The organism is Paraburkholderia sp. SARCC-3016 (assembly GCF_031119615.1).
In the GTDB taxonomy this organism is placed as follows: Bacteria; Pseudomonadota; Gammaproteobacteria; order Burkholderiales; family Burkholderiaceae; genus Paraburkholderia.
The window spans coordinates 12,942-31,558 of record NZ_JAVHZD010000054.1 but is presented as its reverse complement, the minus strand read 5'-3'; the positions used below and the strand labels follow the sequence as shown (position 1 = coordinate 31,558).

The 18,617-nt window shown below is 61.5% G+C and carries 20 protein-coding genes; all 20 read right to left on the bottom strand.

Going from position 1 to position 18,617, the window contains the following annotated elements; genetic code table 11:
* Positions 1–42: 42 nt before the first annotated feature.
* The gene (locus QYH69_RS33890; protein ID WP_308836032.1) at positions 43–1,557 is read right to left on the bottom strand and encodes a class I adenylate-forming enzyme family protein; all 1,515 of its coding nucleotides are present in this window, start codon (positions 1,555–1,557) and stop codon (positions 43–45) included.
* Complete coding sequence (locus QYH69_RS33885) at positions 1,544–2,455, bottom strand: VOC family protein (protein ID WP_308836031.1); 912 nt, start codon at positions 2,453–2,455, stop codon at positions 1,544–1,546. Before QYH69_RS33885 ends, QYH69_RS33890 begins: the two co-directional genes overlap by 14 nt.
* A gap of 19 nt (positions 2,456–2,474) precedes the next feature.
* Entirely contained in the window at positions 2,475–2,915 is a 441-nt protein-coding gene (locus QYH69_RS33880; RefSeq protein WP_308836030.1) for a PaaI family thioesterase, read from the bottom strand.
* A 14-nt stretch (positions 2,916–2,929) separates the two neighbouring features.
* Complete coding sequence (locus tag QYH69_RS33875; protein WP_308836029.1) at positions 2,930–3,943, bottom strand: zinc-binding dehydrogenase; 1,014 nt, start codon at positions 3,941–3,943, stop codon at positions 2,930–2,932.
* A 64-nt stretch (positions 3,944–4,007) separates the two neighbouring features.
* Complete coding sequence (locus QYH69_RS33870; RefSeq protein WP_308836028.1) at positions 4,008–4,817, bottom strand: ABC transporter permease; 810 nt, start codon at positions 4,815–4,817, stop codon at positions 4,008–4,010.
* Between the two features lie 10 nt (positions 4,818–4,827).
* The gene (locus QYH69_RS33865) at positions 4,828–5,610 is read right to left on the bottom strand and encodes an ABC transporter ATP-binding protein (RefSeq protein WP_308836027.1); all 783 of its coding nucleotides are present in this window, start codon (positions 5,608–5,610) and stop codon (positions 4,828–4,830) included.
* Positions 5,607–6,353 carry a GntR family transcriptional regulator gene (locus tag QYH69_RS33860; protein WP_308836026.1) on the bottom strand — a complete coding sequence of 249 codons (747 nt, stop codon included), beginning with the start codon at positions 6,351–6,353 and terminating at the stop codon, positions 5,607–5,609. Before QYH69_RS33860 ends, QYH69_RS33865 begins: the two co-directional genes overlap by 4 nt.
* 202 nt (positions 6,354–6,555) lie before the next feature.
* Positions 6,556–7,605, bottom strand: a complete 1,050-nt coding sequence (locus QYH69_RS33855) for a porin (protein WP_308836025.1) — start codon at positions 7,603–7,605, stop codon at positions 6,556–6,558.
* A gap of 501 nt (positions 7,606–8,106) precedes the next feature.
* On the bottom strand, positions 8,107–8,829 hold the full coding sequence (locus QYH69_RS33850) for an amino acid ABC transporter ATP-binding protein (RefSeq protein ID WP_308836024.1): 723 nt from the start codon (positions 8,827–8,829) through the stop codon (positions 8,107–8,109).
* On the bottom strand, positions 8,813–9,466 hold the full coding sequence (locus tag QYH69_RS33845) for an amino acid ABC transporter permease (RefSeq protein ID WP_308836023.1): 654 nt from the start codon (positions 9,464–9,466) through the stop codon (positions 8,813–8,815). Before QYH69_RS33845 ends, QYH69_RS33850 begins: the two co-directional genes overlap by 17 nt.
* On the bottom strand, positions 9,463–10,143 hold the full coding sequence (locus tag QYH69_RS33840; protein ID WP_308836022.1) for an amino acid ABC transporter permease: 681 nt from the start codon (positions 10,141–10,143) through the stop codon (positions 9,463–9,465). The genes QYH69_RS33845 and QYH69_RS33840 overlap by 4 nt, the downstream gene beginning before the upstream one ends.
* Before the next feature lie 125 nt (positions 10,144–10,268).
* Positions 10,269–11,069: a transporter substrate-binding domain-containing protein gene (locus QYH69_RS33835; RefSeq protein WP_374992556.1), complete on the bottom strand. Its 801-nt coding sequence runs from the start codon at positions 11,067–11,069 to the stop codon at positions 10,269–10,271.
* Positions 11,070–11,278: 209 nt separating this feature from the next.
* Entirely contained in the window at positions 11,279–12,268 is a 990-nt protein-coding gene (gene dhaK / locus QYH69_RS33830; RefSeq protein WP_308836020.1) for a dihydroxyacetone kinase subunit DhaK, read from the bottom strand.
* 14 nt (positions 12,269–12,282) lie between these two features.
* Positions 12,283–12,921: a dihydroxyacetone kinase subunit DhaL gene (gene dhaL / locus QYH69_RS33825; RefSeq protein ID WP_308836019.1), complete on the bottom strand. Its 639-nt coding sequence runs from the start codon at positions 12,919–12,921 to the stop codon at positions 12,283–12,285.
* The gene (locus QYH69_RS33820; RefSeq protein ID WP_308836018.1) at positions 12,918–13,937 is read right to left on the bottom strand and encodes an ABC transporter ATP-binding protein; all 1,020 of its coding nucleotides are present in this window, start codon (positions 13,935–13,937) and stop codon (positions 12,918–12,920) included. Before QYH69_RS33820 ends, dhaL begins: the two co-directional genes overlap by 4 nt.
* Positions 13,930–15,051: an ABC transporter ATP-binding protein gene (locus QYH69_RS33815; protein ID WP_308836017.1), complete on the bottom strand. Its 1,122-nt coding sequence runs from the start codon at positions 15,049–15,051 to the stop codon at positions 13,930–13,932. The genes QYH69_RS33820 and QYH69_RS33815 overlap by 8 nt, the downstream gene beginning before the upstream one ends.
* A 3-nt stretch (positions 15,052–15,054) precedes the next feature.
* Positions 15,055–15,249 carry a hypothetical protein gene (locus QYH69_RS33810; RefSeq protein WP_308836016.1) on the bottom strand — a complete coding sequence of 65 codons (195 nt, stop codon included), beginning with the start codon at positions 15,247–15,249 and terminating at the stop codon, positions 15,055–15,057.
* Positions 15,246–16,199, bottom strand: a complete 954-nt coding sequence (locus tag QYH69_RS33805) for a carbohydrate ABC transporter permease (protein WP_308836015.1) — start codon at positions 16,197–16,199, stop codon at positions 15,246–15,248. Before QYH69_RS33805 ends, QYH69_RS33810 begins: the two co-directional genes overlap by 4 nt.
* Entirely contained in the window at positions 16,196–17,152 is a 957-nt protein-coding gene (locus tag QYH69_RS33800) for a sugar ABC transporter permease (protein WP_308836014.1), read from the bottom strand. Before QYH69_RS33800 ends, QYH69_RS33805 begins: the two co-directional genes overlap by 4 nt.
* 71 nt (positions 17,153–17,223) lie before the next feature.
* Entirely contained in the window at positions 17,224–18,555 is a 1,332-nt protein-coding gene (locus tag QYH69_RS33795) for an extracellular solute-binding protein (protein WP_308836013.1), read from the bottom strand.
* Positions 18,556–18,617 lie beyond the last annotated feature (62 nt).

Below are 18,617 nucleotides of genomic sequence, written 5' to 3'. Positions count from 1 at the left end.
AAGCGGTCTTAGGAAGACAAAACATTCTACCAACTCCTTGGCTCACAGAACGACATGGCTACGATCCGACTTCGCGCGATCGATCTTGTTGGTCGACGCAAGCGGTAGCGCGTCGACAAACCAGACCCGGCGCGGATGCTGATAGGCAGGCGCGTGCGCAAGTGCGTATCGCTTCACGTCGTCCTCCGTCAACGCGACGCCCGCGCGGCGCACGACGAATGCAACGGGTTTGGTGCCCTTGATGTCGTCGTCCACCGGCACGACGCAGGCTTGCGCGATATCGGGGTGCGTTTCGAGCATGCGTTCGACTTCGCCGGGAAAAATGTTCTCGCCGCCGGAAACGAACATGTCGTCGGCGCGGCCGACGAACGTGTAAAGACCCTGCTCGTCGCGATGAAACACGTCGCCGGTGATATAGAAACCGTCGTCGGTCAGCGGCACAGGCAAGTCCTTGCGGTTGTGATAGCCAAGCATCACCGCCGGGCTTTTGACCGCCAGCACGCCAGTCGCCGCGTCATGCGCAGGCGCTTCGAGCAGCTTGACCCGCACTTCGGGGTGCGGGTAGCCGACCGACAGCGGCGGCGGCTCGAGGCCATCCGGATGCGGACCGAACACGATCGGCCCGCCTTCGGTCGTCCCATACACGTTCGTCACTTTCGCATTGGGGAAGACCTCTGCGATCTGCTCGAGCAGGCTTTCGCCGACCGGCGCCGAACCCATCCGGATAAAGCGCACCGACGCCAGATCGGTGCGCGCGAGCAGGTCCGGTTCGCGCAGCATCATCGCGATCATCGGCGGAACCGACGTGAGCCACGTGACGCCATAGCGCTCGATGGCCCTGATATAGGCGCGTGCCTTGAACTGCGGCAGCAGCACCACTGTGCCGTGGCCGTACAGCGACATCAGCACGAGCGTCAGCGCATTCATGTGATAGAGCGGCGCCGCAACGAGGAAGCGATGCGCCTCGGGGGGTTGCGCGGCGGCACGCGTGCGGGCGACCCATAGATGACTGTCGTGCGACAGCATCACGCCTTTGGGCTTGCCGGTGGACCCTGATGTATAGAGAAACATCGCGGGCGTGCCCGGCTCGGGCACGACGGCGTCATAGGCGCCGGGATCCACGAACGACGCAAAGCCGTCGGCGCCGTCCGAATCGAACACCACGGCCGGCAGATCAGCCGGGCAATCGGCCAGCCGCGCCGCATCGCAGAACACCAGTTGCGCGTCGCTATCGCGTATGACGAACGTCGACAGCGCTTGCGGAAACCTGAAGTTGACGGGCGTCGCGACGAGCCCCGCGCGCATGATGCCGAGCAAGGCCGCCACGTACTCCGCGCAATTGGCGGCGAGAATCGCGATGCGCTGTCCGCGTGCGAACCCGCGCCGCTCCAACGCGCGGGCCACGCCGTTGGCCAGCGCGTCGAGTTCGCCGTACGTGATGCGCGTGTCGCGCCAGCCGTCCTCCGTTTCATCCAGGTCCCCGAGCGCGATCAACGCAAGCTTGTGCGGATCGCGTGCGGCGTCGATCAGGTCGCCGAGATTCTCAGGAGTGTGCATGTTCGACAGTTCCGATAAATTCGATCAAGGTGTTGAATGGGAGTAGCAGCGCGCGAACCGCCGGTGCGCCGTCGCTGGTCGTTGTGTGTGCAACTTTCACCGCGGCAGGATCGCCGCGCGCCATCGATGCCAGTTTTTCGCCCATGGAATGCAGATCCGCGGTTTCGACGACGAGCGCGCCGAAATAGCTCGCGCGGTCGGCGGCATGGCACGCAAGCGGCCCGTAGCGCGCCCGATATCCGGCCGCCTCGACGAAGCGCAAGCCGAACCCCTGCAGGCTCAATTGCACGCCGGCGCCATCCGCCGCATCCGTCACGCTGCCCTCGCCGGCGATCAGCGCATAGCGTTGCGCTTCGGCGCGCGGCTCCGCACTCACCACGACGAGTTCAGCGAGGCGCGTTGCGTGGTTCGGATGCGCCGTCCATTCGTCGCGAAACACCCATTGCGGCGTCAGGTGCTCGCAAAAGTAGACACGCCCCGCGGACAGCTCACCGGGCTCGAGGCGCGTCGTCGCGAACTTCGCCAGTTGCTCGACGCCGTCGATCGCCACCGGCCGCGAGAACGATTGAGGCTCGGTTGCCTTGATGCGCGCGGCGATCAGCCGCGCATGGGTGGAATGCGCGTCCTCGGTTCTGAACACGAGCCCGTCGATGCCGAGGCGGCTTTCGAGTATTTCGCGCCGCAACCGCGTCGAACCGGCCGGCAAACCGACCAGTTCGAGGTAGTGATCGCCGAACATCATCAGATGGTTGACCGAGCCGAGCGAGTGATAACCGCGCGGCGTCAGGGCGAAGCCGAGTTCGGCGAAACAGGCCGCGGCGGCGTCGATCTCGAACATCGCGTTGACGACGACGTGATCGAGTATCCGACCGATAGCGCTCGAGGAGCCGGTGTTCATGCGCTGCATCACGTCGCGGTCACGCTTTCGGCGCGGGCGCGGGCGCAGGCGCGGTCGAGTAGACACCGCGGCCGCTCGCGAGCAATACGCCCGTCTGGTCGTAAATGGACGCCTCGGCGACCGACACCGAACTGCCGAACTTGATGACCTTGCCGCGCGCGACCAGATCGCCCGGCATCGCCGCACGGTGATAGTCGACGCGCAGATCGATCGTCGGCACGCCCCTGCCCGTTTTCGAAACGAGCGCCCAGTCGGCGGTCAGATCGATCAGTGCGGCAAGAATGCCACCATGCGTATAGCGCCGTTCCGGGTTGACGACCCATTCCTCGCGCCACGTCGCGGCGATTTCGATTTCCCCTTCGCCGACGCTCAACACTCGCAGACCAAGCCATTGGTGATAAGGACCGCGCGAGAGCAGCGCCTGGATGTCTTCGGCGCTCAGCTTTTTTGTTTCCGTCATGTTGGTCTCCGCGCTCAAGGGGTAACGACGATCTTGCCGAGCACTTCGCGGTCGCGAATCATGCGCAAGCCCTCGGCGGCCTGTTCGAGCGGCAACACCTTGTCGATCTGCACGGAAATCTGCTTCGTGCGAATCAGCTCCATCAACGCGGACAGGTTGTCGTCATAGAAGCTGTTCGAGCCGATCACGCGCAGCTCGAAGCTCCAGATGTAGCGCAAATCCTCTTTCGGATCGTGCCCGGCTGTCGCGCCGCACACGAGCAGGCTGCCGCCGCGCTTGATGCACCGGAGCGACGGCACCCACGTGTCGCCGCCCGTGAAATTGATCACGACGTCCGCGCCGCCTTCATAGCTGCGGCGCTGCGGCTTGCCGTACTTTTCGATGACCCACTTCGAAAAATCGACCTCCTTGTAGTTGATCACGTGATCCGCGCCGAGCTCCTTCAGTCGCTCGGCTTTGTCGGCGCTGCCCGCCGCGGCCACCACTTCGGCGCCGAGCATCTTGGCGAGCACGACGCAGCCCGTGCCGACGCCGCCGCTTGCGCCGAGAATCACGACGCGGTCGCCGGCCTTGATCGTCTTGTGCGTCACGATCATGCGATGCGCGGTACCGTACGCGACCGGCAACGACGCCGCCTGCTCGAAGCTCACGTCGTCGGGCATCGCGATCAGCTGGTCGGCCGCGACAAGGCAGTACTCGGCCATGCCCCCGTCCAGCATTTCGCCCATCAGGCCCTTCTTCTTGTTGAGCGGATTCACGAGCACGCGCGCACCGACCTGCCAGCCTTCGACGTCGTCGCCGACCTCGACGATTTCGCCCGCCATATCGAGTCCGATCACGACCGGCAGCGGCACCTTGATGCCGGGCATGCCTCTCACGGTAAACACGTCGTGATAGTTGAACGACGACGCGCGCACGCGAATGACGACGTGCTGCGCAATCGCCTTCGGCATCGGCTTTTCGCCGACACGCAGCTTGTCGACGTCGCCGTGCTCGTCGAGAATCAATGCTTTCATCTTTTCACTCATATGGAATCCTATATATGCTCATCAAGAGTAATCAAAGGGGTTTGTGGTGATTCTTGTTAGCGGGTTACACCCGACGTTTCCAGCGGAAGAGGTAGTTCTCGATCGGCTTCAGAATGCCGTATTCGAGCAGCACCATCAGGCAGATCAGGGTCAGCGTCCATGCAAACACCTGGTCGGTCTGAACGAGGTCGGCGGCCTGGCGCAGCCGGTAACCGACGCCGTTTGACGACCCGATCGTTTCGGCAACAAGCGACACTCGCCAGCCGAAACCGAACGCAAGCCGCGCCCCCGAAAAGAAGTAGGGCAGCACGGTCGGGAGATAGATCTTCGCCATCACCTTCGCACGCGACATCTGAAAGCTACGGGCCAGCTCGACGTACTCGGCGTTGACGCTTTGCGAACCCTGCCAGACGTTGGTCAGGATCAGCGGCATCGCTTCCATGAACACCACGAAGATCGTCGTTCCATTCGAGATGCCGAACCAGATCAGCGCGAAGATAGCCCAGATCGCGGCGGATACCGTATTGAGCACCGACAGCACCGGTTCGAAATAGTGGCCGAGTGTGCGGTTCGAACCGAGCAGGATGCCGAGCGGCGTGCCCACCAGTGCCGCTAGCACGAAACCCGCCACCACCCGGTACAGCGTGATGCTCAGATCTTCGGTAAACGTGCCGGACGCGACGAGTTCGCGCAGCGCATCCCAGGTTTTGCCGATACCGGGCAGAATGAACGCCGGTACGCGTTGCGCGGCGAGCCACCATAAAACCAGCAACACTGCCACGAGAGACAGACGCTGCAACGCGACGCGCACGAAGTTGCCCATCCGTGCGGATCGAGCCGCCAAAGCGGAAGAAGCTACGGGTACCGACGACATTGCATTGTCCTTAGATGAGAGCGCGCACGCGGCGCACGGTTTCAGCCACGTCGGCCGCAAGCGGGTCGCGGGGACGCGCGAGATCGATAGTGAGCACGTCGCGCACTCGTCCCGGGCGCGGCCGCAACACGACGACGCGGTCGGCCAGCACGATCGCTTCTTCGACGTCGTGCGTGACGAATACCACCGTCATCTTCAACTGTTCGCGCACGCGCAGCAGCTCTGCGTGCATTTGCGAGCGCATCTGCGGATCGAGCTTCGAGAACGGCTCGTCCATCAGCAGGATGTACGGCCTGACGACGAGGCTGCGCGCCAAAGCGACGCGGCTGCGCATGCCGCCCGACAGTTCGTGCGGATATGCATTCTCGAAACCCTCGAGGCCCGTCATATGCAGCATCTCGAGCGCACGCTCGCGGCGCACATCCGCATTGAGCGAACCGGCCTCGAGTCCGAACTCCGCATTGGCGACGATCGTGCGCCAAGGCAGCAGCCGGTCCTCCTGAAACATGTAGCTGATCACGCGCGTGTCTTCGGAGCGCTTGCCCGCCACTCCGTCGATCCGCACATTGCCGCTGTCCGCCTTCACGAGGCCCGCGATGATATTGAGCAGCGTGCTCTTGCCGCACCCGGACGCACCGACGATAGCCAGGACGGAGCCCACGGGCGCCGCGAGCGAAATGTCGTCGAGCACCGCGAGCTTGCCGAAGCGCTTCGACACATGCGCAAGTTCGACCGCATGACGCACCGGCTCGCTCGCCGCGGCAGCGACGACCCGCATCGGCATCGCGCTCATCGCGTACCTCGCAACGGGACGATCGGTGAGCCCGCGTGGGTGTCCCTGAGACTGGCCATCACTTTCTCCATTGTCATGTCGCGAAACGTCGCGACGTGCCTGTAGGCGATCTGTTCGGCGCGGCGCCCATTGCCGCTTTCGAGCGCATCGATCATCTTCGTGTGGTCGTGGCGAATTTCAGGCTTCGTCTTCTGCACGCCAAAGCCGAGCGCCACGAGCCGCGCCATCTCGTTGAGCAGACCGCCGAGCGTCTTCACGAGCCGGCTGTTGCCCGACGCTTCCGCAACCGCCATATGAAAGGCTGCGTTTGCGTCCATGAAGATGCCGATGCGATTGCTGATGCCTAGCGACACATCGTCGTTGCGGCATGCGCGTTCGAGATCCCTGAGCAACCCGATATCAGCCTTACCCGCGGCAAGCCGTGCGGAAAGTGGTTCGAGCTGCAGGCGCAGTGCGAATACTTCCTCGACGTCTTTCAGCGTGATGGGCCGCACCACGTAGCCTTGCCGCGGCACCGCTCGCAAAAAACCTTCCTGTGCGAGCCGCTGCAGCGCAACCCGGCACGTCGCCTTGCCGATGCCGTAACGCGCCATCAGCGAAGCTTCGGTCAGTGTCGCTGCGGGTTCAATCACGCAGGACAGGATGTCATGCCGGATGGCAGAGCATGCGCGCTCGCTAAGCAACTTGGCTTCATTCGAGCAATCGATCAACTGCACCGGCGACGCAACGGCTGACTCTTCCACGACATCTCTCCTTCGATTCGTGAGCTGCTCACAAGCGTGTTCCTGGGCAGGCGTTGAGTTAACTTAGAACAGCCATAAAAAAATTGCACGCGAAAAAATTGAGTGCTTTTGAGCTGTTCAGATGAGAAAACAAGGGTCATTCGCTCAAGCGCGGGTTCGTCTTCTATCGCGACACCCATCGCTACTCTCACGTCACGCGCCGTCAGAAAAACTGCACGATGCCCAGCTGGGCGCCTGTTACGCCCTCACCGCGAGCCGGTGTGTTGGGCGTGATCGGCCCATTGCCGATCAGCGCGTAGGTTGCACCATGCCGGTTGACGAGACGCGCGACGCTCGCATAAACAAGCGTGCGTTTGCTCAGGTTGTAGAACGCTCCGAGACTGACCTCGCCCGCGTTGTTGTGTTGCGCCGTGCTGTCCTCCACATAGCCGAAGCCGGCCGTCACGCGCAATGCGGGCGTGACCAGGTACCCGGCCGATAGCCAGTACACGCTGTGATACTTACCGGCGACATTCGTGTTGAGATTAGCGCCGAGGTTGTTACCCCGATAAAAGCCGAAGTAGCCGGTCAGGTTGCCGAATTGATAACTGCCGCCGGCGAAGGTCGTTTTCGTGAGGACTTCGCCGTTTGCGCCGTTCTGCTCGGCGTGACTCACGCCGAGATAAACGGGACCGTGCGTGTAGTCGATCGCCCCAACGTAGGCGTTCAATGCGTCGTGCGGTGATGTCTGCCCACCGAGGCTAACGCCTCCCGAAAACGTAAAACCCGCCACGTTTGGCGACCAGTACGTGATCATGTTGTCGTAGCGGAACGAGAACGACGATGCGTTGTGCAGCAAGGAGCCGTACGTGCCACCGTTGAATGCATCGAACCGGCTGTGCATGATCAGTAGAGCGGAGTTTTGCCGTCCGAAGCGCACTTCACCGTAACGGCTCGCGAGACCTACCCACGCGTTGCGGCTGAACGCCAGCGTCGAATCCGTGGCCGCGCCGTTGTTGGTCAGAATGCCGTTCTCGAGGTCGAATGTCGCACGCAGGCCGCCTCCAAGATTTTCGCTGCCTTTTAGGCCGACGCGGCTTGCGTAGAGACCACCGCTCTGTTCCGCGGTCTGCGCACCTTTTCCGCCCGCGTTGGTATAACCGACATACGTATCAAGAATTCCGTATAGCGTTACCTCTGCGCATGCCGGTTTGGATGCAACGGCCGCAAGCACGAGAACAACCGCTGAGCAGCTTTGAATCGACTTAAGCATTTTTCTCAACCCGGTTATATTTCGTTTAACTTTGGATGCCTAATCGTATTGAACAGATCAACATCCACTTTTCCCCGGTAACTCTCCCGATGAAACCGGTACCGAACACCATTCTTCGCAGCCCGCTGTGGGCTGCTCACCAACATCAGGTAGGTCGTTCGTTTCAGGGAATTTAGAACGACAAAAAAATCTGACACAAGAACAATTTCAAAATTTTTAAGTCGTGAAATGCTCACGAACAGCGGAAAAACAGAGATAAAAACCGGCGGCGGGAGAAGATTCGCGCCATTTCATCTGCGCGATAAACGGAGGTCGCCGTTACAGCGTCGAAACTGTCGACCCGCGCGAGGAGCGCGTCGTTATGACGGTGCTTTTGAAGAGAGCAGGATCTGCCGAGCAACTGGGTCGGCACGAGAGACGCATGGACGGCGCGATTGGATCGCCGCCCATGGATTTGAGTGCGTGCGGGTCAATGCAATGAAACAGGCCGCTCCAGGAGCGTCACTGAACGAAACGCCGCAACTCCACGGTCGACGGCTTTTCAAAGATGTCTTCCGGGGTGCCGCTTTCCCATACGCGCCCTTGGTGCATGAACACGACGCGATCGCTGACCGCCTTCGCGAAGCGCATTTCGTGCGTGACCATGATGAGCGTCATGTTTTCGCGCGCGAGACTTTCGACCACGCCCAATACCTCGCCGACCAGTTCCGGGTCGAGTGCCGAAGTAATCTCGTCGCACAACAGCACGGCGGGCTTCATTGCGAGGGCGCGAGCGATTGCGACGCGCTGCTGCTGACCGCCTGACAGCTGGTCGGGATAAGCGTCGAACTTGTCCGCGAGACCGACCCGTTCGAGCATGATCTCCGCAATCGCATACGCCTTTTCGCGGTGCGTCTTCTTCACTACCGTCTGCGCAACCGCGACATTCTGGCCCACGGAAAGATGCGGAAACAGGTTGTATTGCTGGAACACCATGCCAACTTTCATGCGCAGAGCACGCAAATCCGCGTGACGCGCGTCGATGTGCTCGCCGTCTATCTCGATCGAGCCGGCGTCGATGCTCTCGAGCCCGTTCAGCGTGCGCAGGAACGTGCTCTTGCCCGAGCCGCTACGCCCGATGATCGTCACCACCTGCCCGCGCTCTACCGCGAAGTCGATGCCTTTCAGGACGTGATTCGCGCCGAAGTTCTTTTCGACGCCTTTGGCTTCAACGAGCAGCGGCATGCCATTTCCTTTGCAGCGCACGCGCGGAGAGCGTGAGCGGATAACAGAGCACGAAATAGATGACGGCGACCAGGCCGTACACGAGAAACGGCCTGAACGTCGCATTCGAAATCGCGGTGCCGGCCTTTGTGAGCTCGGTGAAGCCGATGATCGATACGAGTGCGGTGTCCTTGACTGCCTGCACGCCGAACCCGACCGTCGGCCCAATCGCGATGCGCGCAGCCTGCGGCAGGATCACATGGCGAAGCTGTTCGAAATAATTCATCGCCAGGCTCGCCGAGGCTTCCCATTGCCCTTTCGGAATCGCTTCGACGCAGCCGCGCCAGATCTCGGCGAGGTAGGCGCTCGTGAAAAACGTGAGGCCAAGCGTCGCGGCCACCCACGGTTCGACGTTGATGCCCGCAAGCGGCAGGCCGAAGAACACCACGAAGAGCTGCATCAGCAGCGGCGTGCCCTGAAAGATCTCAATGTAGATGCGCACCATGCCGCGCAGCCATGGCGAAGCCGACACGCGCATAACCAGCAGCGCGACGCCGACGATTCCGCCTGCAATGAACGACACCAGCGACAGTACGATCGTCCAGCGCGCCGCGAGCAGCAGATTCTCCAGAATCTGCCAGAACGTGAATTCGATCATCGCGCTGCTCTCCGCGAGAACAGGCGCTGGCCGGCCGCGTTCAAGGCGAAACGCAGTACGAGCGCAAGCCCGAGATAAGCGAGCGTGACCACGAAATACGTTTCGAATGCACGGAAATTGCGTGATTGAATATAGCTTGCCGCGTACGTGAGGTCCGCAACCGAGATCTGCGAGACCACAGCGGAGCCGAGCATCGTGATGACGATCTGACTCACGAGCGCGGGAAACACCTTCGCAAAGGCCTGTGGCAGCACGACGTGGCGAAACGTCTGCGCCGGCGACATCGCCAGTGCCGCAGCGGCCTCGAGATGGCCGCGCGGCACGGCGGCCACGCCGGCGCGCACGATCTCGACCGAGTACGCGCCGAGGTTGAGCGTCATCGCAAGCACGGCGGCCGCATATTCGCCGATATGAATCCCGAGCGCAGGCAAGCCGAAAAACAGAAAAAACAGCTGGATCAGAAATGGCGTGTTGCGGATCGCTTCGACGTAAACGCCGACGAGGCCGCGTAACCACGCGAGCCCGGGCGCGCGCGTATCGCATGCGGCGGCGCCGCCCACGCCGACGGCAAGCCCGAGCGAAGTGGCGACCGCAGTGAGCGCGAGCGTGACGGCTGCGCCGCTTGCGAACATGCCGGCATAAGCGTCAAGGTCGCTGAATTCAAGCTGATAGCTCATGAGTACCGTGTTTCCGTTCGACAACGTTAGTCGCTGCGCCGATCAGGCGCGCACCCGCACGGCATGGGCGCGTGGCGACTCAGATTGCCGCCACGTATGCCCACGCGAAAACGATCGATCGCTGTTTAGAGGCCCGCGGGCAGCGGCTGGCCGAGCCACTTCTTCGACATGCCTTCGAGCGTGCCGTCTTGCCTCGCATGTGCGATGGCGTCGTCGACCTTGGCGAGCAGCGCCGGTTCGTTCTTGTTCAGGCCAACGAAACACGGCGAGTTCTTGATGATGAACTTCATCTCCGGGCGGCGAGGCGGATTTTTAGCCAGAATGGCGGCGGCCACCACGTTCCCCGCCGCGATCAGGTCGACCTGTCCCGAGAGAAACGCCTGAATCGTCGCGTTGTTGTCTTCGAAGCGGTGAATATTGGCTTTCGGCGCCATTTGCGTAAGGGCGATTTCCTCCAGCGCGCCACGCGTCGCGCCCACCGTCAGATTCGGCGTCAGATCTGCGGCGCTCGCGACCTTGACGTTCGCGGGCCCGAACACGCCCTGGAAGTACGGTGCGTAGGCCGTCGAAAAATCGATGACCTTCTCGCGCTCGGGCGTCTTGCCGAGCGACGAAATCACCAGGTCGACCTTGTTGGTCTGCAAATACGGAATGCGGTTCGCGCTGTTCACCGGAACGAGTTGCAGCTTCACCTTGAGCGACTTCGCGATCAGCGCGGCGGTATCGATGTCGTATCCGCGCGGCTGCATATCAGGGCCGATCGAGCCGAACGGCGGGTAGTCTTCCGGCACGGCCACGCGCAGCACCCCGCTTTGCATGATGGTATTGAGCGCGTCGGCATGCGCGGGTGTGGCGTTCAACAGAAGCGGCGGGACGGAGACGGCGATCGAAATCGCTGCAAGCCAGGTGCGGCGGATGCGGTTCATTGTTCTGAATTCCATTGAGGGTTCTAGACGGCTGGCAGGCTTCAGCAATAAGCGCGCCAATCGCAATGAAATTCAGGCGCCCCCGCGTACAGACGCGGGTGCCGCCGCGATCCGATCCTGTCAAATGACCAACATGTTCGCAGCTTCTGTCTGCCTGGAACGTCCCGCTACGCACCAGCTTCGCGCATGCACCAATAACGCGCGAACTGCTACACGCTCCAGCGTAGCGACGGCGTATGCACCGGACTGTCCCAATGCCGCATCATTTCCTCGTCGAGGACGCACAGCGTAATCGACGCGCCCGCCATTTCCAGCGACGTCGTCAACGAACCGACCTGCACCCGCGCGATGTTGAAATCCCGCTGCTGGAGCCATAGGCGTGTCGAATTGAACAACAGATAGAGCTCGCCTAACGGCGTGCCGCCAAGACCGTTGATCAGCACCAGCAATTGCGAGTCGGCCTTCGGCTTCACGTCGGCAACGATCGATGTCAGCAGTTCTCCCGCTATCGCATCCGCGGCCGCATGGCGCGCGCGCCGCCTGCCCGGTTCGCCATGAATTCCAACACCGATTTCGATCTCGTCGTCGCCGATCTTGAACGTCGGCGTCCCCGCCGCGGGTACCGTACAGCTCGAGAACGCCACGCCCATGGTCGCGGTCTGCTTGTTGATCCGGTCGCCGAAAACCTTGCATTGTTCAAGGTCCGCGCCGCTTTCGGCGAGGCTGCCCACCAGTTTCTCCACGATCACGGCCCCCGCCACGCCGCGCCGTCCGGTCGTATAACTGGAGTTTTCGACGGCCACGTCGTCGTTGATCAATACCATCGCGTTCGGCAACTCCGACATCTCCGAAGACATTTCGAAGTTCATCAGATCACCCGAATAATTCTTCACGATGAAGAGCGTGCCCGCTCCCGTGTCCGCGGCTTTTGCCGCCGCCAACATCTGATCGGGCGTCGGCGAGGTGAATACCTGACCCGGACATGCCGCATCGAGCATCCCGTATCCGACGAAGCCGCAGTGCAGCGGCTCGTGCCCCGACCCGCCGCCCGAGATCAGTGCGACCTTGCCCCGCTTCAGTGTCTTGCGCCGCACGAATAACGGATCCTGGTTGAGGATGACAAGGTCGCTATGCGCAGCGGCGAACCCGGCCAGGCTTTCGGCCAGAAAGTCGTCGACGTGGTTGATGAATTTCTTCATGGCCTACGCTCCTTTCACGCTCCGTCCTGTGCGAGCCTCGCACAAATGGCGTCGATCATCAACTGGGTCGAGCGCGCGCCCGGATCGATGTGACCGCGCGAACGCTCGCCGAGAAAGGACGCACGCCCTTTGGTCGCGAGCATGTCGCGCGTCGCGAGCATGCTCGCTTCAGCGATTTGCGGCAACGCATCGAGTACGGCCTCCGGCGGCGCATCGCTGTCGGCCAGTTCCGCCAGACGCGACGCGACGGGAATCAGCACATCCATCATCGTCTTGCTGCCTATACCGGCCTTGCCGCGCTGCGCGACGGCGTCCACGCCCGCCGCAAAGATCCGCGCGGCGTTGGCGACACCGGGGGCATCCGCGCTGTCGCCGTGCGCTTTCGCCATTCCGTGCAGGAGCGAAAAGAATAGCGGGCCTGACGATCCACCCACGGTCGACAGCAGTTTCGACGCGGCGAGATCCAACGCGGGCGCAAACGCTTTGGCCTCGATGTCGGCTCGCATCGCAAGCAGCGCATCGACGCCGCGTAGCAGGTTGAAGATATGGTCGCCGTCGCCGATCTGCTGATCGAGCGCTGCGATTTCATCGGTGTGCTCTTTCAACGTGGCATGCGCAGCCTCGATACATGCCATGACCGTTTTGCCGTTCATGCCGGAATCCTCCTTCCGTCGGAGCGGAAATAGAGCAGGCTGCGCGGCGGCAGCGACGCGCCGACCGTTTGCCCCGGTGCGAAATTACGCTCGGTCATCGTCGTCGCGACGATCGGGATACCCTCGCGATCGAGAATCAGCAGATGCCGGAGCGGCGAATATTCGAGCACGCGAAGGCTGATCCCGTCGCGCGCATCGGGAGCGTGCAGAACGATGTCTTCCGGGCGGATCGCGACCGTCGACGTGCCCTCCGGAATCGCGCTGGAATCGAACAGCGCAGCGGGCAGCACGTTGATCGGCGGAGAGCCGAGACGCTGCGCTGCGCTAAGCGAAGCGGGGTTGCCATACACTTCGCGTGGCGTGCCGATCTGCGCCACGCGGCCGTGTTCGAGTATGGCGATACGGTCCGCAAGGGTCGTCGCCTCGACCTGATCGTGCGTCACATAGACGATCGTCGCTCCGATCGTGCGATGCAACCGCTTCAGTTCGATCCGCATTTCCTCGCGCAGTTTCGCGTCGAGCGACGACAGCGGCTCGTCCATCAAGAAGACTTTCGGCCGACGCACCAGCGCGCGCCCGATCGCCACGCGCTGCATTTCGCCGCCCGACAGACGCGTCGCCATGCTGCCGAGCCTGGACTCGATGTGCAGCATCTGTGCCACCTCCTGCACACGCGCGGTCACCTCCGCCTCGCTCACGCGCCGCCGCGGCGAACGCAACGGGAAGGCGAGATTGCCCGCCACGGTCAGATGCGGATACAGCGAGTATTGCTGGAAGATAAACGCGACATCGCGATCCGCGGGGTGAGTATCGGTCGCCGCTTCGCCATCGATAAAGATAGCGCCTTCATCGGGCCGTTCGAGGCCGGCGATGAGCCGCAACGTCGTCGTCTTGCCCGCGCCGCTCGGCCCGAGCAGCACGATGAACTCACCTTCCTTCACGTCGATCGACACGCGGTCCACCGCCACGATATCGCCGAAGCGCTTCGTCACGTTCTGCAAGCTGATCTCAGACATAAGCTCCCCCTTTGCCGTTGCCGTTGCCGTTGAAGGCCATCTGGCGCGCGGCGCTCGGCAGCAGCTTGCCGCTCGTCGCGTCGTACAGCAGCGTGCGTTCCCGGCGAAAGGACAAGCCGACTTGCGATCCGGCTGCCCGCCCTTCGTTTTTGCCCACCCTCACCCGCACCACACCGAGCGACGTATCGACGACGAGGATCTGATGCGAGCCGAGATATTCGTCGGCGATCACGCGTCCACGCAAAGCGCTGCGCTCGTCGATCAGGACATGCTCGGGCCGGATGCCGAATAGCGCCTTCGCCGTCGGCGCTTCGATGAGCGGCACCGGCACCGGCTCGCCGTCGAGCGAGACCTGTTCCGCTCCCGCTTCGACGCCCGTGTCGACGGGCAGAAAGTTCATCGGCGGACTGCCGATGAACTTGCCGACAAAAACCGTTGCAGGAAAATGATAGATCTCGTGCGGCGACGCGGATTGCAGCACTTCACCCTGGTTCATCACGACCACATCGTCGGCCATCGCCATTGCTTCGCTTTGATCGTGCGTCACGTAGACGGTCGTTGCATTGAGCGCGTTATGCAGTTTTCGCAGTTCGAGGCACATCAGTTCGCGGAAATCGGCATCGAGCGTACCGAGCGGTTCGTCCATCAGGAAGGCCTTCGGATGCCGAACGATCGCGCGTCCCAGTGCGACGCGCTGACGGTCGCCGCCCGAAAGCCCGCCCGTCTTGCGGTCGAGCATCGCCTCGATGCGCAGCATGCGAGCGGTCGATTCGACGCGCGCGGCGATCTCGCGACGCGGAATGCCTTCGTTTTTTAGCGGGAAGGCGATATTGTTTCGCACGCTCATATGCGGATAGAGCGCGAACATCTGGAACACGAATGCGATGTCGCGCTGACGCGCGCGCAGCGCCGTAACGTCTTCGCCGTCGATATGAATGTGCCCCGATGTCGGCAGCTCGAGCCCGGCGATCATCCGCAATGTGGTCGTCTTGCCGCAGCCCGAAGGTCCGAGCAGCACGACGAAGCGGCCGTTGTTCACCGTCAGGTTCGTATTGCGCACGGCCGTGAAATCGCCAAAGCGCTTGTGAAGATTGGAAAGAACGATCGTCGACATGGCTCAGTCCGGAAAATGACTCGTCACGACGAAGGCGAGCGCGCCCGCCAGGATGACGGGAAACGACCACGTGTAAAGATCGACCGCGAACGGTTGAACGAGCATCGCGATGCCCGCGCCGATGAGCACCATCGACGCACCCTCGCAGTAGCGCCGGCGAAATAGACGCCGATGTGGCGGGACAGGTTGCACTTTCATTTGCGCACCGCTCCAAAAGTGATGCCACGCAACAGATGCTTGCGCAGGACGACCGTGAAAAACAGGATCGGCAGCACGAACAGGGTCGTGGCCGCCGCAACGGCCGGCCAGTCCTGGCCCCCCTCGCCGATGATGAACGGGATGAATGGCGGCATCGTCTGCGCGTCGCCGCTCGTCAGCAGCAACGCGAACGCGTACTCGTTCCACGCGAAGATGAGACAGAAAATGGCGGTGGCGGCAATGCCGGTGATCGCTTGCGGTAGAACCACCTTGATAAATGCCTGCAGACGCGTGTAGCCGTCGACGAGCGCGGCTTCTTCGTATTCGCGCGGAATCTCGTCGATAAAGCCCTTGAGCAGCCATACGGCCAGCGACACGTTCACGGCCGTGTAGAGCACGATCATGCCCAGGTAGCTGTCTGCGAGACCGAGTGCCCGGTACATCAGGTAGATTGGAATCGCAACGGCAATGGGTGGCATCATGCGCGTCGACAGAATGAAAAACAGCAGATCGTCGGCCATCGGCACCTTGAAGCGCGAGAATGCATAGGCCGCGAGCGTACCTAGAAATACGGCAAGAAACGTCGAGCCGAAGCCGATGACGAGCGAGTTGATAAAGCGCGGCACGACCTTCGACGGCCCTGCGATCACCATATTGCGTTTGCGCACGTCGCGGTCATACCAGGTTTGCGCGGGCGGCAGGCTCGCGATGAACTCCGGCGTTTGCCGCGAACGGATTGTGAACAGATTCACATAGCCTTCCATCGACGGCTGGAACATCACGACCGGTGGGTACGCAATTGCGTCCTCCTGCGACTTGAAGCTCGTCAGGATGATCCATACGATCGGCAAGACCGCAATCAGCGCATACGCGATCACTACCACGGCGGCGAAAGTCTTGCCGCGCGGCGAGGCGGCCACGACGGATTGTTGAACGGCAAGCTCGGTCATCGCTGTTTCACCCGGTTGAGTGCCTTGACATAGATATTCGCAGCGCCGAACACGACGACGAACAGAATGATCGCGAGGGCGGACGAATAGCCGGTTTGCCATTTCTCGAACGCGGCGCGTTTGAGCGTGATCGACACGGTTTCGGTAACGGAACCCGGACCGCCCGACGTCAGCAGATTCACCATGTCGAACATCTTGAAGTTTTCAATGCCGCGAAACAGGATCGCGAGCATCAGGAACGGCAGCGTCATCGGCAGCGTGATCGACCAGAACTGGCGCCATGGCGAGGCACGGTCCACTTCGGCCGCCTCGTAGATGTAGTCGGGAATCGAGCGCAGGCCGGCGAGACAGATCAACATCACGTAGGGCGTCCACATCCACGTATCGACCATCACGATGGTCCACGGTGCGAGCGGCACGTCGCCGATCATCTGGAAAGAGCCCGGCGGAATGCCTGTGAAGAAACTGACGATGTCGTTGAAGAGGCCCGTTTGCGGTTGCAGCAGGAAGGTCCAGAAATTGCCGACCACCGCGGGTGACAACATCATCGGCAGCAGAATCAGCGTCGTCCAGAAGCTGTGGCCGCGAAATTGCCGGTTGATCAGCAACGCAAGCCCGAACCCGAGCAGCACTTCGAGTCCGACCGACCAGAAGACGAAGCGCGCGGTGACCTGCATCGCGTACCAGATGTCTTCGTCAGTGAGGATGTCCGTGTAGTTGTCGATGCCGACAAAACGCGCCGGTATGCTGGGCATGTTCGACTTGAAGTTCGTAAACGACAGCCGCAACGCCCAGATCAACGGAAAGATGTTGATCGCCAGTAGCAATACGATGGTCGGAAGAATGAACACCCAGGCGATGGTCCGGTCGGACAGTCCGCGCAGGCGCGCCGCCGCGCGCGCCTGCGTTTTCGCCTGCAACGGTCCTGAAGGAAAAGGCTTGTTGACCGACATGCCTGACTCCTTTGCGCGGGCACACCGCGGTGTCGTTCGTCCCGACGCCGTGCCTCGGCGTCGATGGCGTCCTAGTTCTTCCCTTCGGCCTTGAAGACCTTGTTCCAGTCCTTGACCAGCAGATCCAGCGCCTCTTTCGCGGTGCCTTTGTCGGCCACTACATAGTCGTGCACGCGCTTTTGCATATCGAGCAACAACTCGGCGTAGGCCGGCTCCGCCCAGAAATCCTTCACGATCGACATCGACTTCAGGAAGGCTGGTGCAAAAGGCGCGCTTTTCGGAAAGTCAGGCGCATCGACGACCGACTTCGCCGCCGAGTAGCCGCCGAGCTGCCACCACTTTTTCTGCACATCGGCTTGCGCGAACCACTTGATGTATTCGAGCGCGTCGGCCTTATGGTCCGAATACGAGACCACCGATATGCCCTGTCCGCCAAGCTGCGTGAACTGTTTGACTTCCTTCGGATTCACAAAGAATCCGATCTTGTCCCCACCGACATTCGGATCCTTGTAAAGCCCGGGGAAGAAGGCAAACCAGTTCATCTGCATCGCAACCTGACCTGATTTGAATGCGTCGAGTCCTTCCTGCATATACGCGTTCGTCATGCCCGGTGCAGTGCAGCATTTGTAGAGCGCCTTATAGAACTCGAGCCCCTTGATGGCGCCGGGCGAATTGACGAAGCCCTCGAGGTGGTAAGGTTTTTTGGGATCCTGATATTCGAAACCGTAGTTGTAGAGCATGTTGGTCACGCCCATCGTGATGCCTTCCGAGCCCCGCTCCGTGAAAATATAGACGCCGTACACGGTCTTCCCGTCGATCTTGCGGCCCTGGAAGAATTCGGCGGTCTGCTTGAGTTCGTCCATCGTGGTCGGCGGCTCGAGTTCGCGGTTGTATTTCTGCTTGAACTCGGCGCGCAGTTCAGGTCTCGCGAACCAGTCTTTGCGATAGGTCCATCCCACTGCGTCGGCCATTGCGGGCAATGCCCAGTAGTTCGGCGTGTTCTTCGGCCACTCTGCATAGCCGACTACGGTTGCCGGCACGAAATCGTTCATCGATATCTTGTTCTTCGCGAAGAAATCGTTGAGCTTCACATAGTGTCCATTGACCGCGGCACCGCCGATCCACTGGCTATCGCCGATAATCAGGTCGCACAGCTTGCCGTGCGAATTGAGTTCATTCAGGAAGCGGTCCGCATAGCTCGTCCACGGCACGAATTCGAACTTCATATTGATGCCGGTTTTGGCTGTGAAGTCTTTGGATAACTCGACCAGAGCATTGGCCGGATCCCACGCGGCCCAACAGAGCGTTAGCTGCTTGCCTTGCGCGTGCGCTGCCGATCCAAAGCAAAGCCCCATCGACGCGAAAGCGGCCACGATTACCCTTGCTGACGTAAGACGCAACATTTGTCTTCTCCTTGTCTTTCTCGGGTCTCCAACCTGATGACGGGCAGCGTCCATGCGCCGGG